The 25416-nt window shown below is 67.9% G+C and carries 24 protein-coding genes and 1 pseudogene; 8 read left to right on the top strand and 17 right to left on the bottom strand.

Going from position 1 to position 25416, the window contains the following annotated elements:
- Positions 1–472: integrase core domain-containing protein (locus G407_RS29075; protein ID WP_043540289.1), on the top strand; the 472-nt coding region annotated here is incomplete at its 5' end.
- Positions 473–645: 173 nt separating this feature from the next.
- Here the strand turns inward: G407_RS29075 and G407_RS29070 are convergent.
- A complete protein-coding gene (locus tag G407_RS29070; protein ID WP_245259142.1) occupies positions 646–981 on the bottom strand; it encodes an ADP-ribosylglycohydrolase family protein in 336 nt (111 codons plus the stop codon).
- Positions 982–1151: 170 nt separating this feature from the next.
- On the opposite strand from G407_RS29070, the gene G407_RS0120535 reads away from it, so the two are divergent.
- Entirely contained in the window at positions 1152–2177 is a 1026-nt protein-coding gene (locus G407_RS0120535) for an IS110 family RNA-guided transposase (RefSeq protein ID WP_029032323.1), read from the top strand.
- Between the two features lie 1084 nt (positions 2178–3261).
- A pseudogene (locus G407_RS31335) lies at positions 3262–3435 on the top strand (transposase domain-containing protein); the annotation flags it as partial.
- A gap of 437 nt (positions 3436–3872) precedes the next feature.
- On the opposite strand, the gene G407_RS0120525 reads toward G407_RS31335, so the two are convergent.
- The 4 genes from G407_RS0120525 to G407_RS29060 are packed head-to-tail and all read right to left on the bottom strand — an operon-like array spanning position 3873 to position 7666.
- Positions 3873–5117, bottom strand: a complete 1245-nt coding sequence (locus tag G407_RS0120525) for an alpha-hydroxy-acid oxidizing protein (protein WP_029032322.1) — start codon at positions 5115–5117, stop codon at positions 3873–3875.
- 13 nt (positions 5118–5130) lie between these two features.
- Positions 5131–5811, bottom strand: coding sequence for an RraA family protein (locus tag G407_RS0120520; RefSeq protein ID WP_029032321.1), 681 nt, complete (start codon positions 5809–5811; stop codon positions 5131–5133).
- Positions 5808–6788: an NAD(P)-dependent oxidoreductase gene (locus tag G407_RS29065; RefSeq protein ID WP_052341682.1), complete on the bottom strand. Its 981-nt coding sequence runs from the start codon at positions 6786–6788 to the stop codon at positions 5808–5810. Before G407_RS29065 ends, G407_RS0120520 begins: the two co-directional genes overlap by 4 nt.
- Entirely contained in the window at positions 6785–7666 is an 882-nt protein-coding gene (locus tag G407_RS29060) for an NAD(P)-dependent oxidoreductase (protein ID WP_156917660.1), read from the bottom strand. Before G407_RS29060 ends, G407_RS29065 begins: the two co-directional genes overlap by 4 nt.
- A 276-nt stretch (positions 7667–7942) precedes the next feature.
- On the opposite strand from G407_RS29060, the gene G407_RS0120505 reads away from it, so the two are divergent.
- The 4 genes from G407_RS0120505 to G407_RS29050 all read left to right on the top strand — a co-directional run bounded on the left by G407_RS0120505 (position 7943) and on the right by G407_RS29050 (position 11716).
- Complete coding sequence (locus tag G407_RS0120505; protein WP_043540288.1) at positions 7943–8905, top strand: tripartite tricarboxylate transporter substrate binding protein; 963 nt, start codon at positions 7943–7945, stop codon at positions 8903–8905.
- 93 nt (positions 8906–8998) lie between these two features.
- Complete coding sequence (locus tag G407_RS30740) at positions 8999–9457, top strand: tripartite tricarboxylate transporter TctB family protein (protein WP_052341680.1); 459 nt, start codon at positions 8999–9001, stop codon at positions 9455–9457.
- Between the two features lie 2 nt (positions 9458–9459).
- Complete coding sequence (locus G407_RS0120495) at positions 9460–10953, top strand: tripartite tricarboxylate transporter permease (RefSeq protein ID WP_029032319.1); 1494 nt, start codon at positions 9460–9462, stop codon at positions 10951–10953.
- 40 nt (positions 10954–10993) lie between these two features.
- Positions 10994–11716, top strand: coding sequence for a GntR family transcriptional regulator (locus G407_RS29050; protein ID WP_052341679.1), 723 nt, complete (start codon positions 10994–10996; stop codon positions 11714–11716).
- A gap of 202 nt (positions 11717–11918) precedes the next feature.
- Here the strand turns inward: G407_RS29050 and G407_RS0120485 are convergent, their stop codons facing one another.
- From G407_RS0120485 to G407_RS0120435, 11 genes are all read right to left on the bottom strand, one after another.
- Complete coding sequence (locus G407_RS0120485; protein ID WP_029032318.1) at positions 11919–12590, bottom strand: RraA family protein; 672 nt, start codon at positions 12588–12590, stop codon at positions 11919–11921.
- Positions 12591–12645: 55 nt separating this feature from the next.
- On the bottom strand, positions 12646–14163 hold the full coding sequence (locus G407_RS29045; protein WP_043540287.1) for a xylulokinase: 1518 nt from the start codon (positions 14161–14163) through the stop codon (positions 12646–12648).
- Positions 14156–15196 (bottom strand): zinc-dependent dehydrogenase, encoded by a 1041-nt coding sequence (locus G407_RS0120475; protein WP_029032317.1) that lies wholly within the window; start codon positions 15194–15196, stop codon positions 14156–14158. Before G407_RS0120475 ends, G407_RS29045 begins: the two co-directional genes overlap by 8 nt.
- Positions 15196–16017, bottom strand: coding sequence for a class I fructose-bisphosphate aldolase (locus G407_RS0120470; protein WP_029032316.1), 822 nt, complete (start codon positions 16015–16017; stop codon positions 15196–15198). The genes G407_RS0120475 and G407_RS0120470 overlap by 1 nt, the downstream gene beginning before the upstream one ends.
- 52 nt (positions 16018–16069) lie before the next feature.
- Positions 16070–17161, bottom strand: a complete 1092-nt coding sequence (locus tag G407_RS29040) for an Ldh family oxidoreductase (RefSeq protein WP_043540286.1) — start codon at positions 17159–17161, stop codon at positions 16070–16072.
- 49 nt (positions 17162–17210) lie between these two features.
- The gene (locus G407_RS0120460) at positions 17211–18374 is read right to left on the bottom strand and encodes an iron-containing alcohol dehydrogenase (RefSeq protein WP_210163140.1); all 1164 of its coding nucleotides are present in this window, start codon (positions 18372–18374) and stop codon (positions 17211–17213) included.
- 28 nt (positions 18375–18402) lie between these two features.
- Entirely contained in the window at positions 18403–19857 is a 1455-nt protein-coding gene (locus tag G407_RS0120455) for an aldehyde dehydrogenase family protein (RefSeq protein WP_029032314.1), read from the bottom strand.
- 65 nt (positions 19858–19922) lie between these two features.
- Complete coding sequence (locus G407_RS0120450) at positions 19923–21194, bottom strand: TRAP transporter large permease (RefSeq protein WP_029032313.1); 1272 nt, start codon at positions 21192–21194, stop codon at positions 19923–19925.
- Positions 21191–21766: a TRAP transporter small permease gene (locus tag G407_RS29035; RefSeq protein ID WP_169728814.1), complete on the bottom strand. Its 576-nt coding sequence runs from the start codon at positions 21764–21766 to the stop codon at positions 21191–21193. The genes G407_RS0120450 and G407_RS29035 overlap by 4 nt, the downstream gene beginning before the upstream one ends.
- 45 nt (positions 21767–21811) lie before the next feature.
- On the bottom strand, positions 21812–22825 hold the full coding sequence (locus G407_RS0120440; RefSeq protein WP_029032312.1) for a DctP family TRAP transporter solute-binding subunit: 1014 nt from the start codon (positions 22823–22825) through the stop codon (positions 21812–21814).
- A 43-nt stretch (positions 22826–22868) separates the two neighbouring features.
- Positions 22869–23594 carry a GntR family transcriptional regulator gene (locus G407_RS0120435; RefSeq protein ID WP_029032311.1) on the bottom strand — a complete coding sequence of 242 codons (726 nt, stop codon included), beginning with the start codon at positions 23592–23594 and terminating at the stop codon, positions 22869–22871.
- 133 nt (positions 23595–23727) lie between these two features.
- Here G407_RS0120435 and G407_RS0120430 point away from each other — a divergent pair, with 133 nt between their 5' ends.
- Complete coding sequence (locus G407_RS0120430; RefSeq protein ID WP_029032310.1) at positions 23728–24684, top strand: D-2-hydroxyacid dehydrogenase; 957 nt, start codon at positions 23728–23730, stop codon at positions 24682–24684.
- 266 nt (positions 24685–24950) lie between these two features.
- On the opposite strand, the gene G407_RS29030 is transcribed toward G407_RS0120430, so the two are convergent.
- A partial coding sequence (locus tag G407_RS29030; RefSeq protein ID WP_043540285.1) for an integrase core domain-containing protein occupies positions 24951–25416 on the bottom strand: 466 nt, incomplete at its 5' end.

Below are 25416 nucleotides of genomic sequence, written 5' to 3'. Positions count from 1 at the left end.
CTGGCTCTTCGGCGTCGCCGAGCACTGGAACGCCGAGTTCGTCGGCTGGCACGTGACCAAGCACGGCACCCGGCACGAGGCACTCCAGGCCATGAGCATGGCCGTATCCGAGCAGTTCGGCCACATCGAGCGTGACGCCGCGCGGGGGCTCGCGCTGCGGCACGACCACGGCAGCGCGTTCATGTCCGACGACTTCCAGAACCAGGTGAAGGCCTGGGGCATCACGCCGAGCTACGCCTTCGTCGCCCAGCCCGAGACGAACGGCGTCATCGAGCGCCTCTTCCGCACCTTCAAGGAGCAGGTCGTGTACGGTCGTATCTTCCAGACCATCGACGAGGTGCGCGCCGCCGTGCGCGAGTTCGTCACTCGCTACCGCTACAACACCGAGTGGCTCGTCGAGAAGAACGGCCTCGTCAGCCCCGCCGCCGCGCGCGAGAGGTGGATCGCGGCGTCGTTCAAGCAGGCCGCGTAGTGAAAACTATTGTCCAGGGAACCGGGTCCGATACAAGGGACCCTGGGGCGAGGCTCCGGTTTCCAAAGCCGTCAGCCAGCCGACGTCTCGGAGTTTACGGTGACGGCCCCGTCCTGGTCCAGGTTGGATCGATGGGCGAGCCGGACACAGAGATCGCCCGGCTGCGTCGCGGCTCAGTCCGCACCGCCTCGGGCCAGGGTCTCCGCATAGAGCGCCGCCGCGGTCTCCGCAATCCGCTCGCGCCAGGCGAGCCGGTCCAGCCATGCGGCGGGCATGCCGGAGGCGTCGTAGAGGGCGCCGGCGAGTTGGCCGGCGATGGCGGCGGTGGTGTCGGAATCCTCGCCAAGATTGGCGGCGAGCAACACGGCCCCGCGAAAGGTCTCCGTGCGGGCCACCGCCCAGAGCGCCGCCTGGAGGGAACGGACGACGAAGCCGGATCCGCGAATCGCATCGCGCGGCAGCCCGAGAAAGCCGCCCTTGACGCGCCGGGCGGCGAGCGTCGTCAGCACCGCTGGCGCCGGCTCGCCGGCGATGGCGGTGTAGATCACCGACGCGTCGAGCGTGTCGGGCCAGCCGTGGGTGGTGCGGGTCTGCTATCAAGCGATGGGGTGGACGCCCTCCCGACGGCATCGATGTGCCAAGGTAGTGGTGTTGAAGACCGCTACAGAGGAGAGCGTCCATGGGCGAGGTTAGCATCATCGGGGTGGATCTGGCGAAGAACGTTTTCCAGGTGCACGGGGCGGCGGCGGACGGCTCGGTCCTGTTCCGGCGCAAGCTGCGGCGCGGCCAGGTCCTGTCCTTCTTCGCGACGCAACCTGCCTGTACGGTCGCGATGGAGGCCTGTGCCAGCGCCCATCATTGGGCACACGCGATCGGGGACCTCGGGCACGCCGTGAAGCTGATCCCGCCCGCGTACGTGAAGCCGTTCGTGAAGAGGCAGAAGAGCGACGCGACCGATGCCGAGGCGATCGCCGAGGCGGCGACACGCGCGACGATGAGGTTCGTCGCCGTCAAGACCGAGGCGCAGCAGGCGTCGGCGATGGCGTACCGAACGCGGGATCTCTTCGTCCGGCAGCGCACGCAGACGATCAACGCGCTGCGCGGTCACCTGGCCGAGTTCGGCGTCGTGGCACCGACCGGCATCGCCCACGTGGGCCGCCTCACGGCGCTCGTCGAGGGCGAAGACGGTGTGCTGCCGGAGGCCGTGGTCGAGCTCGCGCGCATGCTGCTCATCCAGATCGAGGGGCTCTCGGAGCGCATCGAGACGCTCGAGAAGCAGATCCGTGAGCGCGCGGCGCAAGACGAGGCGGTGGCGCGCCTTATGACCATGCCCGGCATCGGCGCGATCACCGCGACTGCGCTCGTCACCTTTGCCCCCGCTCCGGAGACCTTCGCCAAGGGACGGGACTTCGCCGCCTGGGTCGGGCTGACGCCGAGACAGCATTCGACCGGCGGTCGAGAGCGGCTCGGCCGCATCACGCGCATGGGGCAAAGGGACATCCGACGGCTCCTGATCACGGGCGCCGTCGGGGTCGTGCGGTGGGCGGCTCGCAAGGGCGCGCCGGAGGGATCGTGGCTGGCCCGCATGCTGGCGAAGAAGCCGCGCATGCTGGTGGCCGTCGCGCTGGCCAACCGCATGGCGCGGATGGCGTGGGCCATGATGAGCAAGAACGAGAGCTACCGAGTTCCGGCCGCCGCCGCGTGAGCGAGCAGCAGCCGGGATGACGTCGGAGGTGTGAGCAGGGCGAGGGAAGCGTAAGGGCGAACGGTCACGAGACCGGGTCGGGAGAACCACAGGGCTGTCGAGGCGCCTTCGAGCGCGACCTACATTTACGAGATAGGGCGAAGGTGACACCGGTCCTGCCGGAGCAGCGAGACCCTGCGGCTCGTGGCCAGTCGATCTCGGCGATGCGGAGCGTGTCGTTTCGGTTGTGCGTCATATCCAATCCTCCATCTGACATGTCCCGGTTTATCGTTCCCCGAAGCGCGGCGGCAGAAGCCGCTAGAGTTTTCCGGAGTTGGGGGGAGATGCAGGACGTCGGAGGCCGAGAGGCGGTGGTGGGCTTCTACTTGACGCGGCCGGTAAACTGGGCGGGCTTCATGCGCCTGCCTGAAAGCGCGGAGGAGGCGGCGAATGCGAGCCGCACGATCCGCTACAAGATGGAGCGGGTCCGTGCGTGGGCACGCGGTTGCGCTGGTGGACGAGGTGCCCTTCATCGATCAGCGCACGGACCGCGTCACCGACGCCTGCGGAGAGGCGCTCGCGAAGGCGCGGGCGCGCTGCGCGGCGCGGGAGCCGCTGCTCGTCTGCGTCCGATTCGATTACGGTTCCTGCCTTTGGCGGCGCCACCCGAAAATGAGGGAGACCGCCGGGGAACTCGGCTTTTCGCTGGTGGGACTGGAGCCGGTCGCGGTCGATGTTGACGGAGTGCCGTTCGACCCGACCCGCTCACCACGGCTCGGGTCGACGCGGTACTCGCCGCTGGCGGCTCGCCGAGCATTCAAAACTGCAACGTCACTCATCGTTGACCTCCATGACGGCCCGGCAGAGAGCCTCTCTCTCCACTCCCGACCATCACGTAGCCCTGGCAGACCTCTTCCTCTGTACGGTCTAGTCGTCGCGCGTGAACGACACCGAAACTGACGAGAAGTATTCCGCCGTCCATCACTGGTCGCGCCGAGCTTAAAATTTAGATCCACCGCGAGCGCGCAGCGATGTCGAAGAACGCAACGGTCGCCAAGGCCGTCAATTACAAGCTCACCCGCTGGGAAGACGACGCGTCCTAGCGGGCGGCCGCAACTGGGCGCGCATCGCCTCGCTGATCGGCAGCTGCAAGCTCAACGGCGTCGAGCCCTACGCCTACATGACCTTCCTGCTCGAGGCCATTGCCGCCGGGCACCCGAAGACGCGCCTCGACGAGCTTCTGCCCTGGAACTTCAAGGCCGCGCGCGCACCAGCGTGAAGGTTTGCGCGCCAACAAACGCGCAAAGCTGTGCAACCAACCTTACCAAAGCTGTGCAATCAAATCTGCAGGCCCATGCTCCCGCCGCGCCGCCGTCAAGCCCACACGGCAATGGGGCGTGGAGGGCGCTTACGCTGGATGCGGCGGCCCTCGGCCTGTTCGACGCCGCTCGAGACGCGATCGGGCCGGTCACGCGCGGAGGCGTTTCCTCTCCGAGGGCGATCTGCCTCGCTTGGCACCGGTCGAGGCCCGCGTCTACGCCGGTTTCCCGGGACACATCGCGCATCTTCAAGTTGTTAAGGGAAGGCGTATCCGGTGCTCGCGTATCCATGATCCCGTCGCGGCGCGATGAGGTCGGACCAGATGTCACCACCCTGCGAGGCGCGTCGAGCTCCCGGGCGCCGCCACCGCGCGCCGCCGACATCCGGCCGCGCGGGTCACGGGCGCTCCGGGCGCAGGAGATCGGAGCTCAGTTCGTCGAGCGTGCGGATCCCCAGCAGGGTCATGTCCCGATCGATCTCCTCGGCCAGCAGATCGACGGCATGCCGGACGCCCGCTTCGCCGGCGATCGCGGCCGCGAACAGGAAGGGCCTGCCGACGAACACGAAATCGGCCCCGAGCGCCAGCGCCTTCAGCACGTCGGTGCCGCGCCGAACCCCGCTCTCTAGCATGACGGCCATGCTCCCCGCCTCGGCGACGATCGGTCCGAGCGCCTCGAGCGGCGCGATCGCCCCGTCGAGCTGGCGCCCGCCGTGGTTGGAGACGACGATCCCGTCGCAGCCGATCTCGCGCGCGCGGCGCGCGTCCTCCGCCGCGAGCACGCCCTTGAGGACGAAGGAGCCCTTCCAGCGCGCGCGCATCAGCTCGGCGTGGCGCCAGGCCAGCCGGTCGCGGCCCTTCGTCGAGCGCACGACGTTGCGCGAGACGATGGGCGGTCCCCGCAGCGCGTCCATGTTCTCGAAATGCGGCATACCACGCGCGGCCAGGGTCCGCAGCGCGGTCCCGACGAGCCAGCGCGGGCGCATCGCGCCGTCCCAGGCCAGCCGCAGGCTCGGCTTGAGCGGCGCGTCGAAGCCGTTGCGGACGTTGTTCTCCCGGTTGCCCGAGACGGGCACGTCCACGGTGAGGACCAGCGTGTCGAAGCCCGCGGCCGCGACGCGGGCGAGCATCGCCTCGATGCGCGCGTCGTCGCCCGGCAGGTAGGCCTGGAACCAGCGGCTGCCCCCCTCGGCGGCGACCCGTTCGAGCGGCGTGAGCGATGTCGCGCTCATCACGGCGGGGATGCCGGCCGCGCGCGCCGCGGCGGCGAGCACGACGTCGCCGTCATAGGCGGCGAGCGCGCTCAGGCCCATGGGCGAGATGCCGAAGGGGTGCTCGTAGGCGCGCCCCATGAGCGTGCGCCGCTGGCTGCGATCGCCCACGTCCCTGAGCACGCGCGGCACGAAGGCGTGCGCGGCGAAGGCGGCGCGGTTGGCGGCGAAGCTCGCGCCGGTCTCGCAGGCGCCGGCCACGTATCCAAAGATCGGGCGCGGCAGGTGGCGCCGCGCCGCCGTCTCAAAATCGTCGAGCGCGAGGACGCCGCGCAGGCGGCGGGGCATGCGCTTGAGCGTGCGCTGCGTGACGGCGGGCTCGAGCCGGGTGGGCCCTCCCGCCGCGTTCTGGTTCGTCGTCGTCGCGGACATCGGGCCTCCGGCTTCAGGACTGGATGGTGCAGCCCTTCGCGGCGAGCGCCGCGTCGACCCAGCTGCGATCGTTCGTGCCCTCGGCGATGGCCGCGATTTCGACCGCTTCGGCCGCCTGCTTCGCCTCCGTCGCCGCGAGGATGGCCTGCGCCTGGTCGAAGGGCACGCAGAGCACGCCGTCGCCGTCCCCGATCACGAGGTCTCCCGGCTCGATCACCATGCCGTCGATGGCGATCGGGACGTTGATCTCGCCCGGCCCGTCCTTGTAGGGCCCCCGATGGGTCACGCCCGCCGCGAACATGGCGAGCCCCGACGCGCGTATCTCGTCGACGTCGCGGATCGCGCCGTCGATGACGATGCCCGCGACGCCGCGCTTCTTCGCGATCGCCACCATAATCTCGCCGAGGATCGCGTTGGTCAGGTCGCCGCCCGCGTCGACGACGATCACGTCGCCCGGCTCGGCGAGGTCGATGGCCTTGTGGACCATGAGGTTGTCGCCCGGGCGCGTCTTGACGGTCAGCGCCGGGCCGGCGAGCCTGACGCCGGGCGCGTGGAACGGCCTCAGCCGCGCTCCCGCCGCCGTCATGCGGCTCATCGAATCGCTGACATTGGCCACGGGAACCCCCGAGAACCGCGCCACGACGTCCTTCGATACGGCGCGACGGCGCGCGCAGACCCTGAAACCGACGGTCATCGGCGTTTTCCTTCCATGGCGTTGGGATCGGCGGCCGGGCGTGGCGCGCCGGGGGCGTCGAGGCTCGAGAGAACCTTGTCGACGATGCCGGAGCCGACGCGCTCGAGACCCGCATGGGTCGAGGCGCCGAGATGGGGCGTGGCGAGGAAGCCGGGGACGGCGAGCAGCGGATTGTCCGGCCCGGGCGGCTCGACCTCGAACACGTCGGACGCCGCCCCGCCGAGGCGCCCGTCCCGCAGCGCGGCGGCGAGCGCAGCCTCGTCGACGATGCCGCCGCGGGCGCAGTTCACCAGGAAGGCGCCCTGCGGCATCGCGGCGATCGCCCGCGCGTCGATCAGCCCGCTGGTCGCCTCGACGAGCGGCAGATGCAGGAAGACGAGCCGGCTCTCGCGCAGGAGGTCCTCCAGCGCATCGAGACGGCGAATCGCGTCGGGCCAGGCCGTCGCCGGAACGCCGGGATCGTAGGCCGCGATGGTCGCGCCGAAGCCCAGCCGCAGGCGGTGCGCGACGGCGCGGCCGATCGTGCCGAAGCCGACGATGCCGACGGGCAGCTCCGCGATCTCGTAGCCCACGCGGGCGGCGCCGACGAGCGGCGCGCCGCGCTTGAGCGCGAGCGTGTGCCCGTGGATGTCGCGCACCAGGGCGAGGGCCATACCCACCGCGAGGTCTGCGACCGAGTCCGCGTTGAGGCCCGGCGTCGCGTGGACCACGATTCCCGCCGCCTCCGCCGCACGCACGTCGATATTGTCCGTGCCCGCCCCGTGCTTGCCGATGACGCGCAGCCGGCGGGCCCGGGCGATGGCCTCGCCCGGAACGCGGCTGTTGCGGACGATCACGGCGTCGGCCTCCTCGACCCAGCGCCGCGCGGCCCCGTCGCCCGGCCCCACCACCTCGGCGCCGGCCGCGAGCCGGCGCGTCGCCGCGGGGTGGATCTCGTCCAGGACGCAGACCACGGGCTTGCGATCGGTGCTGCTCATGCGTCGTCTCCGCCGAGCCATGCGAGCGCCGCGCCGGCGTCCGGCGTCTCGTTCCCGAAGGCGGGCTGGGCCTCCAGCCGCCCGGCGGTCCGAGCGAAGGCCTCGAGCACGGCGTGCGTCACGGTGGCCGGCGCGCCCACGGCCTCGAGCTGCGCGAGGGCCGCCGCCACCTCGCCCCGGCGGCGCGGCGCGTGCACCACATGGGTGCGCAGCAGCATATCGAGGAAATCGACGAAGGGCGTCTCGCCGATGTCGCGCAGTTCGCCGCGCAGCGCGTCCTCGAGCCCCATCGTGCGGGCCGCGACGAAGCACTCCGCGGTGAGCGCCTCGAGCCCCTTCGTCAGCACGCTGCGCAGGAGCTTGAGGGCGCCCGCGTCCCCCGCCTGCGACGCGGGCAGCGCCCTCGCGACGAACCCGAGGGCGTTCATCGCGGCCGCGGCGTCCTGCGCGCTGGGGCCGGCGAGCAGGATCGGCGTGCGCGCGCCGTGAAGGTCGACGGAGCCCATGATGGCGCCGTCGACGAAGCCCGCCGGGCGCCCCTCGAAGCGGGCCGCGGCCTCGCGCATCGCCTCGCGCGGCGAGGACGACAGGTCGACGTAGAGGAAGGCGCCGGGGCTTTCGGCCGCCCGCGCCGCGACGGCGGCACTCGCGCCAGCCGGCACCGCCGCCAGGACGAGGTCGAAGCACGAGAGATCGGCGGGCGCCGCCGCTGACACCGTGACGCCGCCGCGTGTCTCGCCCGCGTGCGCCGGGTCGGACACGACGACCCGCGCCGGCGTTCCGGCGAGGTGGTCGACGACGGCCCGCCCGACGGCGCCGCAGCCGATGACGAGCACCGCCGGAGGGCGCTCGCCGATGGGGTCCTGTGCTGCTCGCATCACCTGTTCCCGACTGTCGGAGATCCTCCGACGGCGTCTAATCTTCGTACAGAAAAAATACAAAAACGCCTCGCCGCGCAACCCGTCAGAGTGGGTCGGATTTCCCCATGCGGCTCTCGCACGATAACAACTTATTGAGAATAAAGGAGTTTAATGGCGCTCCGATTTTTCTTTCGGTTCGCCCCTTTACCCGTCCGCTAATTCGTGAAAACAATTTTCCGTGCAAACACGACGAGCTTCGGACGGTCCTGAGCCGGAGCCGAGAAGGAGGAAACCATGAGGAAGGCACTGGCGATCGCCGGCGTGGCGGCTCTGGCCGCGTTCGCGACCACGTCCGCCCACGCGCAATATCCCGAGCGTCCGATCACCATGATCGTCGCCTACAGCGCGGGCGGCGGCACCGACATCGCGGCGCGCACGCTCGCGCCTTTCATCGAGAAGCATCTGGGGGGCGACGCCTCGATCACCGTCCTGAACCGGCCCGGCGCGGGCGGCGAGATCGGGTTCACCGAGCTGGCGCTGGCCGAGCCCGACGGCTACACGATCGGCTTCATCAACACGCCCAACCTGCTCACGATCCCCGTGCAGCGCGAGACCCGCTACGAGCTGGACGACCTCGCGCCAGTGGCGAACATCATCTACGATCCGGGCGCGTTCAGCCTGAGGCCTGACAGCGGGATCGACGATCTGGACGGGCTCGTCGCCTACGCCAAGGCCAATCCCGGCGTCGTGACCTACGGCACGACGGGCGTCGGCTCGGACGACCACCTCGCGGCCCTGGCCTTCGAGCGACAGGCCGGCGTCGAGCTCAAGCACGTGCCTTTTTCCGGCAATGCCGACGTGCGCGCCGCCGTGCTCGGCGGGCACATCATGATGGCCTCCATGAACGTGAGCGAGACCGTCGCGGACGCAGAGGCGGGCAACCTCGTCCTGCTCGGCCAGATGGCGCGCGAGCGCTGGGACGGCGCTCCCGACGTGCCCACCTTCGAGGAGCAGGGCTACGACATCGTCATGGGCTCGAACCGCGGGATGGCCGCGCCGGCCGGCGTCCCGGCGGACGTCCTCGAGACGCTCCAGGCCGCCATCGAGGCGGCGGTGAACGATCCCGAGTTCCGGGAAGCCGCGCAGGAGCAGGACCTGGCGCTCGCCTTCATGAACGCCGAGGAGTTCCGGAGCCACCTCGAGGGCCTGAAGGGCACCTACGAGGCGCTCTGGGCGGCCGAGCCCTGGGTCGAGTGATCCCGACCTCGCCACGGGAGGCCCGCCGCCGCGCGGGCCTCTCGCATGTCCGCCGACCGTTCGCTCCATCGCGTCGCTGATCGGAGAGCTTTCATGAGAAAGGCCGCCGTCGAGCTGCCCGTCGCCCTGGCGCTGTGCGCCCTCGGCGTCGGCGGACTGATCGAAGCGTCCGGCTATCGCGGCCAGTCGAGCTATTTCCCGCTCGCCGTGCTGGGCTTCGGCACGGCGCTCGCCGTCGTCTGGGCCGGGCAATGCTCCCTGGCCCTGGCGCGGGGCGCCCATCCGCGGTTCGAGGCCCGCGCCGGCGATCTCGCCCGGTTCGGGTTCGTCCTCCTGGTGATCGTGCTCTACACGCTCGCCGTCGCCTGGGCCGGCTTCTTCACGGCGACGCTGGTGATGGTGCCGGCGCTCGCCGGGGTGCTGGGCTATCGGCGCTGGGGCATCGCGATCCTCGCCACGCTCGCCTTCGTCACCGTTCTCTACGGCGTCTTCCGGCTGCTGCTGTCGATTCCACTCCCGCGCGAGGCCATGCTCGGGTTCATCGGAGGCTGAGGGTGGACATCCTCGATCATATCCTCGCGGCCGCGCCGCTCGTCTTCTCGCCCTCCGTGATGCTGGCGATGCTGTTCGGTACTGCCGTGGGCATCGCCGTCGGCGCGCTCCCCGGGCTTTCCGCCACGCTCGGGATCGCGGTTCTGATCCCGCTGACCTTCAGCATGACGCCGCTCGTCGCGCTCGGCATGATCGCCGGGATCTACAATGGCGCCATGTACGGCGGCTCGATCCCGGCCATCCTGCTGCGGATTCCCGGCACGCCGGCGGCGATCGCCACCGTCTTCGATGGGCACGAGATGGCGAAGCAGGGCAAGGCCCGGCTGGCGCTCGACATCTCCCTCGTCTCCTCCTCGATCGGCAGCGCGGTGAGCGCCGTCGCGCTCCTCCTGCTCGCCCCGCCGCTCGCCGCGATCGCGCTCCAGTTCAGCCCCGCCGCCTATTTCTGGCTCGCCCTGTTCGGGCTCACGACCATCTCGGTCCTGCTGAGCGCGAGCCTGGTCAAGGGCTTCCTCTCCGCCTGCTTCGGCCTCCTGCTCGGCATGGTGGGGATCGACAGCCTCACCGGGGCCGAGCGGTTCACCTTCGGCACGCTCGAGCTCCTGAGCGGCATCAACATCATCGTCCTGCTCACCGGGCTCTACGCCATCCCGCCGGCGATCGACCTGATGCTCGGCCCCAACGCGGTCGGCGCGAAGGGCCTCTCGCTCGGCGCGGGCGGCGGCATCCGCTGGCGCAGACTTATCCCGGTCTGGGTGCGGTCCTCCGTGATCGGGCTCTTCATCGGCCTCATCCCCGCCCTCGGCGGCAACGTCGCCGCCCTGATCGCCTGGAACGAGCAGCGCCGCGTCACCAAGAACAAGGCGCTCTACGGGAAGGGCGCGCCCGACGGGCTCGCGGCGCCCGAATGCGCCAACAATGCGGACACGGCGGCGACCCTGATCCCGGCCCTCACCCTGGGCGTACCCGGCAACGCCGTCGCCGCGGTCATCCTCGGCGCGCTGCTGGTGCACGGGCTGCGCCCGGGTCCGGAGCTCTTCCGCGACAACGCCGACACCGTCTACGGCTTCATGCTGACGATGCTGATCACGTCCGGCCTGATGTTCGTCGTCGGCAAGCTCGGGGCGCGGGCCTTCGTCAACGTGCTGCGCGTCCCGCCTCTGCTGCTTGGGCCGATGATCATTGCGATCACGACGGTCGGCACCTACGCCGTGCACAACAGCATGTTCGAGGTGTGGATGATGCTGGGCTTCGGCATGATCGGCTTCGGCATGGAGAAACTGTCGATTCCGACCGCGCCGGCCGTGCTCGCCGTCATCCTCGGCCCGATGGCCGAGGAATCCTTCCGCCGCGCGCTGCTGATCTCCGGCGGCGAGTTCGGATACTTCTTCCAGAGCCCGATCTCGCTGACTATCATAGCGCTGATCGCGGTGACCCTGCTCGCGCCGGTCTGGACCCGCATCCGTGCGAGGAAGCGCGTCGAGCCGATGGAATGAGGGCGTCGCGGCTGTGCTGCCGGACGGGACGAGGCGGGGCATGAAGGTCAGCGACAAGGTGTACGTCACGCTCCGGCGCCGCCTGATGTCGGGGTACTACGATCCCGGCGCGCAGCTCAAGGAGGAGATGGTCGCGAGCGATCTCGGGGTCAGCCGCACCCCGGTGCGGGCGGCGATCATGCGCCTCATCGAGGAGGGCCTGCTCGAGCCGGCGCCGAAGCGCGGGGCCGTCGTTACGCAATGGCGCCGGTCGGAAGCCGAGGACATCTTCAATCTGCGCATCCTGCTCGAGGGCTACGCCGCGAGCCTCGCGGCCCGTAAGATCACCGACGACCAGCTCGCCCGGATCGAGCAGCTCAACGCCACGATGGAGCGAGCGGTCGCCGAAAAGGGCGAGCACTATCTCGACAACGTCCACCGGGCGAATTACGAGTTCCATCACGGCATCTTCGACGCGTGCGGGAGCGCGCATCTGAGGATGTTCTGCTCCGGCCTGCTCGACTTCCCGATGGTGATCGGCGGCTTCTATCTCTACAGCGACGAGGACATGGCCGAGAGCATCCGCCAGCACCGCGAGATCATCGCCAGCCTGCGGGCGCGCAATCCGGAATGGGCCAGGGCCGCCGTCGGCTGTCATCTGGCCGCGGCGATCGAGCGCTTTCGCCGCTCGTCGCCGGCCGAGGCCGTCACGAACGCGGATCGGATCTCAAGCGGCGCGCATCGCGACGACGCAGGCGATGCGTCGGCCAACGGCCGACCTTAGGACCGCGGCACGCGAGCGTGCGCGGGGGCCGAACCTGTGCGATCGACACCGTCACGTGTGCGTATTCCAGGCATCGTGAGCGCTCATTCTACGCGATCGTGGGTCGCCCATCATCGTCTGGAATTGGTGCCCACGATCACGTGGAGCACGCATCACGTGCCACGCCGCGAGCGCCGCGCGGCCGCCGTCGAAGCCGCGCTCCTCAGTTCGTGCATCCCTTTTCCGCGAGAGACTGGTCCACCCAGGTCCGGTCCCAGTTGCCTTCCACAATGCTCCGCATCACGCTCACCTCGTATTCCTGCTGCGCACGAGCGCGGACCAGGGTCTCTTCCGCCTCGGCCAGAGGCACGGCCAGCACGCCGTCCTCGTCGCCAACGACGATGTCTCCCGGCGCGACAACGATTCCGCCAACGGATACCGGCACATTGATTTCGCCAGGGCCGTCCTTGTAAGGGCCGCGGTGAGTGGCCCCACGGGCATAGACAGGAAAATCGTCCGTCGCAATGGAGCCGACGTCCCGGATGGCTCCATCCACAACAACACCTGCCGCCCCGCGCGAGCGGGCATAAGCCAGCATCAGCTCACCCAGGATCGCATTCGTTAGGTCCCCTCCAGCGTCCACAACGATGACATCGCCTGCCTCGGCCATGTCCAGCGCCTTGTGGACCATGAGGTTGTCGCCTGGTCGCGTACGCACGGTCAACGCCACGCCACTCATCCGCCCGCGCCGGTGATAGGGCCGCAGGAGGGGGCCGCCAGCGAACATCCGGCTCATATTGTCGCTAATGTTGGCCACGGGGACATCCCGGAACGCCGCCACGATGTTCTTAGGCGGACGAGGACGATCCTTCACGATCCGAAAACCAAGGGTCATGATGATTTTTTCCTTTCGTGGAACTTGCGTTCACCCTGAGTGGTACGATGCACGCTCACCCGGGTACGGTGAAGCATGCGGCGAGGCGGGCCATTTGCCCCGCCAGCGCCGGATAGAGGTCGTCATAGATCGCGGCGGCACGGCGATAGACATCCGTGTCCGCGCCGTCGCTCGGCCGTACCGTCTCTCCCTCGGCCCTGACTTGGGGGAGCGCAGGATCGTCGACGCCGTTCCAGATGCCGGCCGCGATTCCGCCTAGCAGCGCCGCGCCGAATCCGGCGGCGTCCGGCAAGTCGGCACATGTGAACTCGATTCCGAGCACGTCAGCCTTGATCTGCACCCAGAAGCGACTGCTGGCGCCGCCGCCGACACACAGCATGTGCTTCGGTCTCCAGTTCCAGCTGGTTTCGGCCCGACTCACGATCTGTCGCAGCCCGAACGCCGTGCCCTCGAAGGCGGCGCGGACGAGATCGGCGCGGGACGTGTCCATTCGCAGGCCGACCCAGCTTCCGGATGCGGCCGGATCCCAGATTGGGCTGCGTTCGCCGCAGAGATAAGGGAGGAAGACGACGCCGTTGGCGCCCGGCGGTGACCCCGCTGCAACACGCTCCAGGTCGGCGAGACTGTTGAATTCGGGCCAGACCTTGTCCTTCAGCCAGCCGAAGGCGCCGCCTGCCGTGGACATCGCGCCATGGGCCAGCCAGCGGTCTGGTACGACGTGGCACCGGTTGAGGAAAGTAGGGTCGAATTTCGGCTCGTCGAGGCAATAGCTGACGACGCCGGATGTACCGACGGACTCGAAGGCCGTCCGCGCTTCGTTGATGCCCAGCGCGAAAGCGGCGGTCGCCGTGTCGGCGCCGCCGATCGCGACCGGAACGCCGCTCTCCACCGAAGTGCGCGCGGACGCCTCCGCGCCGACCACGCCCAGCCGCTCGTAAGGCGCCAGAATCGGCGGAAGCCTTGTGCCGTCGATCCCAAACGCGTTCAGCAGTTTGGGATCCCAGGCCCTGCCTGGCTTGTGAAGGGCGAACAGGCCGGAATAGGAGGCCTGCGTCCAATCCACCCCGACCTGCCCGGTCAGGCGGGCCGCGAGGAAGCTGTTGAGGAACCCCACGTGGCACACCCGCCGCCAAGCCTCGGGCTCATTTTCCATGACCCAGCGGACGGTGAGCACCGAGGCCGTCGACGGGCTCAGTCGATTGCCGGTCTTCGCAAAGAAGGCGTCGGCGCCCCGGAATACCTGCTCGAAACGCTCGACGAGCCCGCCGGCACGGTTGTCGAGGTACGTAATGCCGCACCGAACCGGACGCAGATCTTCGTCGAGCAGGACCGTCGTCGGGCAGGTGGTTGCCAGGCCAAGGCTGACCGGGCTGCCGAGCCGCGCAACGATTTCGCCGATCGCGTCGGCCAGGCTGTCCCAGTATGCCTCGAGGTCGAGTTCGGCCCAGCGTGGCCGCACTGTGATCAGCGTGACCGGCCGCTGGGCCTTGTCCAGCATCCTGCCTGCGCGGTCGAACGCGCAGACCTTGACGGCGCTGGTGCCGGCATCGATCCCTAGAAGGACCTCAGGCATCTGCGATCGCCACCTTGATGCCAGTCCCGCTCTCCGCCACCCGGATGGCCTCGCCGATGTCGGCCAGCGGGAAGCGGTGCGTCACGAGGTCCTCGACCTTGATCGTGCCCGACTCGATCAGCCGCAGCGCCTTCTCGTACTGGCGGCGAGTCAGCGCGCTGGCGCCGCTGACCAGGATCTCGTTGTAGTGGATCAGGTTGACGTCGATCGCCGGCATGTCCCCTTTGGAGAAGCCCGCGAATAGGTTCACCCGGCCAGTCTTGCGCACGAGCGCCAACGCATCGTTCGCGAGCGCGGGCATGCCGATTGCGATGATGACGACGCTTGCCCCGAGCCCGTCCGTCTCCCGCCTCACCACAGCCCCCAAATCCTCCGAGCGGGGATCGACGGTGACGTCGGCGCCCAGCCGCAGCGCCATCTCGCGGCGCATTTGGCTGGGCTCGCTGACGACGACGCGCCGCGCGCCCGCGGCTTTGGCGAGTTGGACGTGCATCATGCCAATAGGGCCGGTGCCGAGCACCACGACGTCGTCGCCCATCGCAATCTGCGCGTTCTCCTGGCCATTGATGCAGCAGGCGAGAGGCTCCGCGAGGGCCGCCTTCTCCCACGACAGGCCAGGCGCGATTTTGTAGACGTTGCCCGACGCCACCCCGGTCGCCGGGATACGTATATGCTCGGCGAAAGCCCCGTCGAACTCGTAGCCTATCGCCGTGCGAAAGGCGCAGAGATTCTCCCTACCCGCCTTGCAGTAGGCGCATTTCAGACATGGAATCACCGGGTCCATGCAAACGGCATCGCCGACGGAAAACCCGACGACCCCTGCCCCGACATCCACGACCTCGCCCGAAAACTCGTGCCCGAGGATTGAGGGCGTACGTACCCCCTTGGTCTTGCGGCCGCGATAGATTCGAATATCGGTACCGCAGATAGTGGCGGCCTTAACTCGGACCAGCAATTCGCCAGACCCGGCCTTTGGCGTCGCCACCTCCGCGTACGCGACGTCGCCGGGTGCCTTGAAGATCCCTGCGAACATCAGACGCACTCCCTGGTGCGGGCCGCAGTCTCGTCGTAGACCTCGAGCGCCTCCACAACCGAGGCATCCTGGTGCATGAGCGCGGCCAGGGCGCGTATGACGGCGGTCGGGTTCTCATGCTGCCATACGAACCGGCCGTAGGTCACGCCAGCGAGCCCGATATCGAGCGCCTCGCGCGTCATGTGCAAATAGTCCTCAAGCGTTCGCCCGACTTCCCCGCCGGCCAGCGCGACCCGTGCGGGGCATGCCTCGACGACGCGCAGGAAGCTCTCGGCGGAGCCGGTCCAAGTCGTCTTGATGATGTCGACACCTAGCTCCGCCCCCGCGCGGCAGGCATATTTGACTGCCTCTGCGTCGGACTGATCCTTGATCATCGAGCCCTTAGGATAGATGTGCGCGACGAGCGGCATGCCGGCGAGCGCGGCGTCGCGGGAGATGCGGCCAAGTGTGGTGAGTTGCGCTGCCTGCTCCGGTCCACCGACGATCATGCCGACCGAGATGGCGTCCGCACCGAACCGCACGGCTTCGTCCACCTCCGCCACCGGCGTGTCGAAATAAGGGTGGTAGGCGGTGCTGTACGCCGTCGCCTTGAAGATCATCGCGACCTTGCCGGCATACGGCGAAAATACCTTCTCGGCGATGCCCTTGTGCATGGTCACGGCCTCTGGCTGCCCGGCCACGACCCGCGCCATGACGCCGCCGATGTCCTCAAGCCCCGGCAGGACCCCGCGCGTGATGGGGTGGTCGACGGTGATCGCGAGCATGCGCCCCGACGCCGCGTTGAGGAGGCGGGACAGGCGGATCTGCTTCCCGATGAACATGTCTTTCCCTCTCTGCTCGTGCTGGCCCCGTGCTGCGGAGCCTGCCTTTCGCTTATGCGGATATCCCGGTCGCCGTGCGTCCGTCGCCGGGCAGCGCCTGGCGCAGCGACACGCCGGCCGGGGCGCCGATTCCGTCCAGCTCGTCGAGCAGAGTTGACGGCATTGGAATACCTGCGCACTTTCTTCGTGCAGCTGTCCGCGCCTCGATCTCACCGGGCACAAGGATCTCCTCCACCCCGCTGGCTCGCTGTCCGGACTTGATCTCCTCGATCATCGCGTCGATGCGCTCCTTGAACGTGGATACGGGCTGGAACGCGCCGGAATGCGTGAGCTGGAGGAAGGCGCCGCATTCCTGCGGACGGCCGAGTTCACGATAGAGGTCGCCGACCCGGGGCCCGAATCCCGCGCCGGTTAGCACGCCCGCCATAATGTCGATCATAAGAGCGATACCGTACCCCTTAGGCCCGCCGAACGGCAGCACGCTGCCGTCGAGCGCCGCTTCGGCGTCCGTTGTCGGGCGGCCCAGCGCATCGTTAGCCCAGCCCTGCGGGATGGATACGCCGCGTGCGGCTGCCTGGATTATCTTGCCTCGGGCGACGACGCTGGTCGCCATGTCGAGGACTATCGGCGCATGCCGGCCTGTGGGCACGGCGAACGTGTATGGATTGGTGCCGAGATAAGGATCGACCCCGCCCCAGGCCGCCATAGTCGGCGGGGCGTTCCCGTACAGGAAGGCGATGGCGTCGCGTGCCGCCGCCCGTTCGACGTAGTAGGCGCCCGACGCGTAATGATTAGAGTTGCGGATCCCGACGCTGACCGTACCGTGAGCCTGTAGGCGCTCGAGCGCCAGGTCCACCGCGTGAGCCGTCACGACGTGCCCCATGCCGTTCCCGCCATCGAGCAGGAGGATCGCGCCCCTGTCCTCGATGACCCGCACGTCCGGGTTTCTCTCCACGAGCCCGAGTTGGAGACGCTCGACGTAGATCGGAAGCCGGCTCACGCCGTGTGAGTCGACGCCGCGCAGATTGGCGTGGACGAGCGACTCCGCAACGGTTCGGGCGTGGTCGGGCGGCAAGCCGTTGTGGCGCAGGATCGCGCTGCAGTGTTCGACCAGGACAGAAGGCGGACAAAGGAGTTCTACCACGTTCTAGTCCTCCCAGTTCGGTGGCGGAGTGACGGCCATGGTGCGGGCATCAGAGGCACGCCTGCATGATGCCGACCAGGTCGTTCTGGCTCGTCGCGCGCGGGTTCACGGCGATGTTGCCGGACCTCATCCCTTCCTCGGCATAGAAAACGAGGTCCCTCTCCTCGACGCCATAGAGGCCGAGCGACCGCGGCGCACCCACGTCCTCGATGAGTTGCTCGACCGCCCTCACCCCGGCCTCGGCCGCCTGCCGCAGCGAAAGGTGCGACACCTGTTCGCCAAAGAGTTCCGCGATGCGGGCGAATTTCGGGAGGTTGGCCGAGACGTTGAAACGCATCACCGGCGGCAGCAGGATCGAGATCACGTCGGCGTGCGGGATCTTCGCATGTGCGCCGAGCGGCATGGCGAGCGCATGGGCGAGGCCAAGCCGCGTCGGGTTGAAGGCCATGGCGGCCAAGGTCGAGGCCAGCAGCATGTCCGCGCGCGCGGCGACGTTGTCCCCAGCGAAAACGGCGGTGCGCAGGGAGCGCGCGACCATCTCCATCGCACGTTCGGAGAGCGCCTCCGAGACGGGCTGGGTCGCCTTGTTGACGTAGGATTCGAGCGCATGGGCGAGTGCGTCGATCCCGGTCACCGCTGTGTTGCGTGGCGGCAGCGTCAGGGTGAGTTCCGGGTCGCAGATGGCGACGCGCGGCACCATGTGGGCGCTGCCGACGCCGTACTTATCGCCACGCGCGCGCTCCGAGATCACGGACCAGATCGTCGCTTCGCTGCCTGTGCCGGCCGTGGTCGGCAGCGCGATGAGCGGCGCACCGGGCGTCTGGATGCGCGCAAGCCCGACATAGTCCCGAATGTGGCCGGGATTGGTTAGCATGACCGACACGGCTTTGCCGGTGTCGAGCGCGCTGCCGCCGCCCACCGCCACGATGACGTCGCAATTGCCCGAACGGTACAGTTCGACCGCCGCCTCGACGCCGCTCGCGTCGGGCTCTGGCTGGACGTCTGCAAACAGGACGTGCCCGATCCCCTTCGCGTCCAGCACGTCCGTGACCTTTGTGGCGATTCCGGCCTCGACGATGCCGCGGTCGGTGACGACGAGAGCCCTCGCGCCCCCGCACGTCAATTGCACGATCTCGCCAAGCCGCCGAACGATGCCTGTACCGAACTCGATCTTCGCGGGCATCTCGAACGCGAAGTGCCTTTGATACTTCAATGCGGTTCTCCCTGAGAGGTCCGTCCCGTTACCGGCGGTGCATGCGGTAGACAGCCTTGAGCGTCGTATAAAACTCTGCCGAGGTGTCGCCGATGCCGAAAGCGCCCCGTCCCGACTGCTTCCAGCCGCCGAAAGGAACATGCCCCTCGCTTGTCGTTCCGTGATTCACGTGGACCATCCCGGCCTGCGATCGCATCGCGAAGGCATAGGCCTGGTTCATGTCGTCGGTGAAGATGGCCGAGGTCAGCCCGTAGCGCGTGTCGTTGGCGAGCCGCACGGCCTCGTCGAAGTCGCCGGCGGTGGTCACCACGAGCACCGGCCCGAAGATCTCGTCGGTGAAGAGCGGCGAACCCGGCCGTACGTCCGTGACGATGGTGGGCGCGTAATAGTTTCCATCCCGGCGTGGACGGCGCCCGCCGGTCAGGACGCGACCCTGCCCCTCTTCCGCCAAGCGGACGTAGCTCTCTACGCGGCGGAGTTGGGCCTCGCTCACGACCGGGCCCATCTCGATGCCCTCGTCGGCCCCGTAGCCGACCTTGATCGCCTCCGCTCGCCGGACGAGTGCCGCCTCAAGCGCCTCCTTCTCCGATTCCAGCACTATTACGCGGCTGACCGCCGTGCAGCGCTGCCCCGCGACGGCGAACGCCGCCGCGCTGATTTCGGCCGCCGCGTGCTCGACGTCGGCATAGTTCGCGACCACGGCCGCGTTCTTGCCGCCCATCTCCAGCTGGAGCCGGGCGTTGCGCGGGGCGGCAACGGAGGCAATGTGAAGTCCCACATCGGTCGATCCGGTGAAGGTGATGCCGGCGATGTCCCCGCTCTGGATGAGCCGCTCCCCGACCTCGCGGCCCGAGCCGATCAGTAGGTTGACGGTGCCGGCAGGCACGCCGACCTCCTCCAGCATCCGGACGAACAGGACCGAGGCGCCGGGCGCCTGCAGGGCCGGCTTCAGGACCACTGTGCAGCCACAGATCAGCGCGGGGATGACCTTGCGGACCGGCGCCAAAATCGGGAAGTTCCAAGGCGCTATCGCCGCGACCGGACCGAGCGGCTGTCGGATCGTCATGGCCTCGGTGTTCCGACGCGTGCTGTCGAAGGTGCGGTCTCCAAGGCGCAGCGCCTCGCCGGCCCAGAACCGCATTTCCTCGACGGCGCGGGTGGCCTCGGACCGGGACTCCCGCAGCGGCTTGCCCATCTCGCGGGTGACGATCTCCGCAAGGTCGTCGATCCGGCCGCGCCACACATCGATCAGGTCGTAGACGAAGGCGGCACGGGCCGCGGCCGGAGTTTCGGACCAGCCGGGAAAGGCGCCGGCCGCGGCGGCGACGGCCTCGTCGGCCGCGGCGGCCGGTGCGAGGTCGTAGACCGAAGCGGGAAAGTCTGTGCGGCCGGGATCGGCGATCTCAAGCCGCTTCCCGGAACCAGCCTCGGCCCAGCGGCCGTTCACGTAGCTCGTCCAGGGTTGTTCAAGCGTTCGGAGCATGAAACGGGACTCCTGTTTGTGGGCCACTGGCGGACGTCGGAGCCGCGGGCGATTCGCGCCGCGGATCAGGTGAGCGCCAGCGCGGGCAAGAGCGTGATGCTGGGGAAGGCCGCGAGTGCAACCAACACGCCCAGCATGATTAGGTAAAAAGGGATCGCGGCGCGAGCGATTTGCTCGACGCTGAGCCCGGACACGTTCGCCGTCGCGAATAGGCAGACACCGACGGGCGGCGTCGCGAGGCCCAGCGAAAGCGCCGTGACCAGGAAAACCACGAAGTGGATTGGGTGGATGCCCGTGGCCGCGACGGTCGGCATCAGCACGGGCGCCAGGATCAGGATGGCGGCGACGATATCCATGAACATGCCGACAACTACGAAGATGATCCCCATCAGCAGGAGCACCATTGTTGGGTCGTCGGAGAGCGACAGGATGGCTCGGCTCACCCTGATCGGTAGCCCGTCAATCGTGAAGATGTAGGTCGCCGCCGCGGCCGACATGGCGATGAAGAGGATCGTGCCGGTCGTGATTCCTGTCCGGATCAGCATCTTTGGAAGTTCGCCCCATTTCACCTCGCGGTAGAAGAACGCGCCCACGGCCAGTGTGTACAACACGGCCAGTCCGGCGGCCTCGGTTGGCGTCACGAATCCTGTGAACATGCCACCGAGGATAATGACCGGCGCGCCGAGCGCCGGGATTGCGACCAGCACCAACCGGGCCGCCTGTCGCAGCGACAGAATGCTGAGCATCCCGTAGCCATTGCGCACGCAGATCCAGTAATTTAGCACCATGAACGCGACGCCCATCAGGACCGCCGGCCCGAGCCCGCCGGCGAGCGATGCGCCGATCGACTGGCCGGCGGTGGCGGCGGCGATAACCATGAGGATGCTGGGTGGGATCACGGACGCCATGGTTGCGGTGATCATGGTCATAGCCGCGGCGTAGGGCCGGGGATACTTGTGATCGGTCATCGCCTTGATCTCCAGCGGCCCGAGGCCGCTGACATCCGCGACGGAGGACCCCGAGATGCCGCCGAAGATCATGCTAGCGATGATGTTGACCTGTCCGAGCCCGCCGCGCCACCGTCCCACCACGGCGTTCGCTGCGGCGAAGATGCGATCGGAGACACCGCCGCGCTCCATAACCGCGCCGGCAAGGATAAACAGCGGCACGGCCACCAACAGGAAACTGTTCATGGCGTTGAACATCGCCTGCGAGACGATCGATACCGGTAGGTCGTAGAGAAAGAGGGTCGCCGTCGCCGCTAGGCCGAGCGAGACCGCAAGCGGCACGCCGAGGAGGCTGAGGCCGAAGAAGATTCCGAGCAGGGTCCAGCTCATTCGACCATCTCTCCGCGTTCAAGGCGATTGCGCGTGGTGGCGTCGAGCCAGATTGATTCGATGTGCGCCCACAGCGCCAGCACGGCGCCGATCACCACGGGAAGCGTGACGACATACATGCCGACATCCAGCACCGGGGACATCTCGCCGCTGCGGAACTGCTGCACCACGAGGTTCCATCCGGTGTAGGTGACTGTTCCGAAGAACAGAAAGCCGGCGGCGGCGTAGAGATAGACGGCGACGATCCGAAGGGACCTCGGCAGGCTTGAAACCAGGAGAGTGATTCGCGCGTGCTCTGTGGTCCGGAATCCGGCGGCGAGCCCCAGGAACGCCGTCCAGATGAAGAGATACCGGGTTAGCTCCTCGGTCCAAGGCAGCGAGCTCATCGAGAATCGGGAGAGGACTTGTAGTGTGACGGTCGCGAGCATGCCTGCGACGCCGCACAGCAACAGTCCGTCCACGATCCGCCAGAGCGCGCTCCTGCGCCGACGAACGCCGGCCGCGACCGCCGGCTCCAGAGAGCCGACGGTGTGGACCTCGTGCGGCGGGGGGCCGGCGTCACTCGCCGACACCCTCTGCCTCATGAGACCGGCAGGTTTCCGGGCCATGGCGGGAGGTTACTTCCGCCCGAGAAACGTGAGAGTCTCGTCCATGCACTGCCCCCCAACGAGTTCCTCGAAGTTCGGGTAGAGCGCGAGCGCCCTGTCCTGGAAGGCGGCCTTTTGCTCGGGGCTCAGGCGGTTGACCTGCATGCCCAGCCCTTCGAGTTCGGCCACGATCTCATCCTCGCGGGCCGTATCCGTCTCGAGCTTGAACTGGGCCGTCTCCTGGGCCGCCTTGAGCACGGCGTCCTGGCTCGCGGCGTCGAGCGACTCCCACAGGTCTTGGTTGAAGGCCAGAACATAGCCGTCGGACAGGTGCCCGGTCAGCGAGAGATAGTCCTGGACCTCGTGGAACTTGTTGGCGAGCGGCACCTCGACCGGGTTTTCCTGCCCATCGATGGTGCCGAGTTGGAGGGCGGTATAGACCTCGGTGAACGCCATCGGCGTCGGATTCGCGCCAAGCGGCCCGAAGAACTCGACCCAGAGCTTGTTATTCGGCACGCGCAGTTTCAACCCCTGAAGGTCGTCCGGCGTTTCGATGGGTCGCTTCGAATTCGTCACGTGGCGGAAGGTCCGGATCATGAGCGCCAGCCCTTCCGTGTTCAGCCGGTCGAGCGAGGCGAGCAGATTCTGCCCAGGCTCGCCCTCCAGATAACGGCGGAACTCCTTATAGTCGGAGAAGAGGTAGGGCAGGCTGATCGCATTCATGCACGGCTCGAATGACGCGTAGACCGAAGTCGACAGGATCGTGGCATCGAGCGAGCCGTTCTCGACCATGTTCACTGCAGCGTTCTGGTTCCCGCCGAAGAGCACGCCATCGGGGAAGACCTGAATGTCGACTTCGCCGCCTGTCGCTTCCCGGACGCGGTCGGCGAAAAACTGCGCCGTTTGGCCGACCGACGAGCCGATCGGGTCGCCGACGCCGAGCCGTACCGTCGTCTGCGCGTGGGCCATCGAGCTCCACAGAGTTGCCGCTGCGGCGCAGGACAGCAGCGTCGCCTTGAGAGTGATCTTCGCGTGGGCAGTCATGTTACCTCCCTATACATTCTTTTGCGTTCGTGGTGTTCGGGGACTAAGGTGATTGGGTCGCCGCATCCGGTCTCCCAAGAAGACCGGAGGCTTCGACCTGGCTTCGGGAACCGAAGGAGCCGGCGTTCGCTTCCAGCAGTTCCACGAATTTCTTCTGCACGTTGGAGAAATGACCCTCAAGCGCCGCGACTGCTCCTGGCGCATCTCGAGACGCGAGCGCGGCACAGATGCGGCGATGCTCCTTGAAGCTGTGATCTACGCGATTCTGCACGCGGTATGAGACAAGATGGCGGATGCGGTCGATCTGCCATTCCACCACACGGTAAACCTCGACAATGCGGCTGTTGTCGGTTGCCTTCACCAGAGTGTTGTGGAACGCGCGGTCCTGCTGAAGATAGGCTGCGTACGCAGCAGGGTCGAGCGGCTGCGCAAAGACGTCGAACGACGCGGCGAGAGCGGCAAGCTCCGCTTCGGGCCATTTTACCACCCGCTGCACGCCCGCCACCTCCAGGATCGTGCGCAGCTCGATCAGTTCCTCAACGTCCTTGCGCTTCAGGTCCGCCACGACCCAGCCCACGCGGGAGCGGCGGCGCAAGAGGCCAGATGATTCGAGCTGGTGGAAGGCTTCGCGGATGGGGGTGCGGCTGACGCCGAGTTGTTCCGAAAGCTGGCGGTCGCTGAGGACGGCATTCGGCAGCAGTTCCCCCTCGATGATCGCTCGGGTGAGTGTCTCACGGACCTGCTCTGCGACGGACTGGACCACCAACATCACGCTTTCCCGTTGACTGGTATATGGTATACCGTATGCCGCACACCGTGACAAGCGAAATCCCGTTGAGCTTGATCTGCCGCGGATGGACACGCCCTTCCGATTGTACACCCCCTCACAGCAGGAGCCTGCCATGACCCGCATCGTCTTCCTGGACCGCGACACCATCGGTCCGTCTGTCGTCCTCGCCCGCCCGGCGGCGCCGCACTCATGGGAGGAGCACGGGCACACGGCGCCGGACTGCGTGGTTGAGCGTCTGGCAGGGGCGGAGATCGCGGTGGTGAACAAGGTGCCACTGACGCGCGAGACGCTCGACCGGCTGCCGGAACTGCGTTTCGTGACGGTGGCCGCGACGGGCTACGACGCCATCGACATCGAAGCGTGCCGCGAAAAGAGCATCGTCGTCTCCAACGTGCGGGGCTATGCCGTCAACACGGTGCCGGAGCACACGCTGGCATTAATCCTAGCGCTGCGCCGCTCGCTCGTTGGCTACCGCCAGGACGTGATCATGGGCGAGTGGCAGAAGGCCGGGCAGTTCTGCTTCTTCAAACACCCGATCAGGGATCTGGCCGGCAGCCGCATCGGAATCATTGGTGAGGGCTCAATCGGCCAGTCGGTGGCGGCCCTGACGCGTGCCTTCGGGATGGTCCCGCTATTCTCGGCTCACAAGGGCGTGTCCGGCCTTGGCCCACTGTATACCCCGTTCGAGGAGGTGCTGGAGACGGCCGACATCATCACGCTGCATGCCCCCCTGACGCCGCAGACGCGCGACGTGCTGGGCATGCCGGAGTTCCGGCGCATGCGGCAGCGGCCGCTGATCATCAACACTGCGCGCGGCGGACTAGTGAACGAGGCCGACCTCGTGACGGCTCTAGATGAGGGGCTGATCGGCGGTATCGGCTTCGACGTGCTGACGAGCGAGCCGCCTGGGTCCGACAATCCGCTTCTGGCAATCCTCGACCGCCCCAACGTCATCGTCACCCCGCACGTCGCCTGGGCGAGCGAAGGGGCAATGCAGACGCTGTGGAGCCAGGTCGTCGAGAGCATCGACGCCTTCCTCGCCGGGTCCCCCGTGCGGACCGTCACCTGAGGCAAAAACGGATGAGTTGGGCGGTGCGCTTTGACTCCGGCCAGTCTAGCGCTGCCCGGCACTCGGAGCCGATTGCGGCGGCGCTGAACTGGCTCTTCATGCAGACGGTGTCGTTACCGTGAAGCGGCAAAGTTCATGGAGGAGGGCGAAGTCCGCCGACGGCCCGGGATGGCCCTCGAAGCGAGATCCGATCACGTCTCCGGCAATTTCTGTAGCGCGACAATCTGAGTGTGTATCGGACCCGGTTCCCTGGACAATAGTTTTCACTACGCGGCCTGCTTGAACGACGCCGCGATCCACCTCTCGCGCGCGGCGGCGGGGCTGACGAGGCCGTTCTTCTCGACGAGCCACTCGGTATTGTAGCGAGTGACGAACTCACGCACGGCGGCGCGCACTTCGTCGATCGTCTGGAAGATCCGACCGTACACGACCTGCTCCTTGAAGGTGCGGAAGAGGCGCTCGATGACGCCGTTCGTCTCGGGCTGGGCGACGAAGGCGTAGCTCGGCGTGATGCCCCAGGCCTTCAGCTGGTTCTGGAAGTCGTCGGACATGAACGCGCTGCCGTGGTCGTGCCGCAGCGCGAGCCCCCGCGCGGCGTCGCGCTCGATGTGGCCGAACTGCTCGGATACGGCCATGCTCATGGCCTGGAGTGCCTCGTGCCGGGTGCCGTGCTTGGTCACGTGCCAGCCGACGAACTCGGCGTTCCAGTGCTCGGCGACGCCGAAGAGCCAG

It is taken from the genome of Salinarimonas rosea DSM 21201 (genome assembly GCF_000429045.1).
GTDB lineage: Bacteria > Pseudomonadota > Alphaproteobacteria > Rhizobiales > Beijerinckiaceae > Salinarimonas > Salinarimonas rosea.
Note: the sequence above shows the minus strand (reverse complement) of the source record. Positions and strands in the feature narration are given on the sequence as shown.

Bases quoted from the DNA above. Each gene is read 5' to 3' on its own strand.
- G407_RS0120470 (WP_029032316.1), bottom strand. From the start codon at position 16,017: ATGTTCATCGGGAAGCAGATCCGCCTGTCCCGCCTCCTCAACGCGGCG.
- G407_RS0120475 (WP_029032317.1), bottom strand. From the start codon at position 15,196: ATGTTCGCAGGGATCTTCAAGGCACCCGGCGACGTCGCGTACGCGGAG.
- G407_RS0120505 (WP_043540288.1), top strand. From the start codon at position 7,943: ATGAGGAAGGCACTGGCGATCGCCGGCGTGGCGGCTCTGGCCGCGTTC.
- G407_RS0120485 (WP_029032318.1), bottom strand. From the start codon at position 12,590: ATGACCCTTGGTTTTCGGATCGTGAAGGATCGTCCTCGTCCGCCTAAG.
- G407_RS29065 (WP_052341682.1), bottom strand. From the start codon at position 6,788: ATGAGCAGCACCGATCGCAAGCCCGTGGTCTGCGTCCTGGACGAGATC.
- G407_RS30740 (WP_052341680.1), top strand. From the start codon at position 8,999: ATGAGAAAGGCCGCCGTCGAGCTGCCCGTCGCCCTGGCGCTGTGCGCC.
- G407_RS0120450 (WP_029032313.1), bottom strand. From the start codon at position 21,194: ATGAGCTGGACCCTGCTCGGAATCTTCTTCGGCCTCAGCCTCCTCGGC.
- G407_RS29060 (WP_156917660.1), bottom strand. From the start codon at position 7,666: ATGCGAGCAGCACAGGACCCCATCGGCGAGCGCCCTCCGGCGGTGCTC.
- G407_RS0120525 (WP_029032322.1), bottom strand. From the start codon at position 5,117: ATGTCCGCGACGACGACGAACCAGAACGCGGCGGGAGGGCCCACCCGG.
- G407_RS0120535 (WP_029032323.1), top strand. From the start codon at position 1,152: ATGGGCGAGGTTAGCATCATCGGGGTGGATCTGGCGAAGAACGTTTTC.
- G407_RS0120520 (WP_029032321.1), bottom strand. From the start codon at position 5,811: ATGACCGTCGGTTTCAGGGTCTGCGCGCGCCGTCGCGCCGTATCGAAG.
- G407_RS29045 (WP_043540287.1), bottom strand. From the start codon at position 14,163: ATGCCTGAGGTCCTTCTAGGGATCGATGCCGGCACCAGCGCCGTCAAG.
- G407_RS0120435 (WP_029032311.1), bottom strand. From the start codon at position 23,594: ATGTTGGTGGTCCAGTCCGTCGCAGAGCAGGTCCGTGAGACACTCACC.
- G407_RS0120455 (WP_029032314.1), bottom strand. From the start codon at position 19,857: ATGCTCCGAACGCTTGAACAACCCTGGACGAGCTACGTGAACGGCCGC.
- G407_RS0120430 (WP_029032310.1), top strand. From the start codon at position 23,728: ATGACCCGCATCGTCTTCCTGGACCGCGACACCATCGGTCCGTCTGTC.
- G407_RS29050 (WP_052341679.1), top strand. From the start codon at position 10,994: ATGAAGGTCAGCGACAAGGTGTACGTCACGCTCCGGCGCCGCCTGATG.
- G407_RS0120440 (WP_029032312.1), bottom strand. From the start codon at position 22,825: ATGACTGCCCACGCGAAGATCACTCTCAAGGCGACGCTGCTGTCCTGC.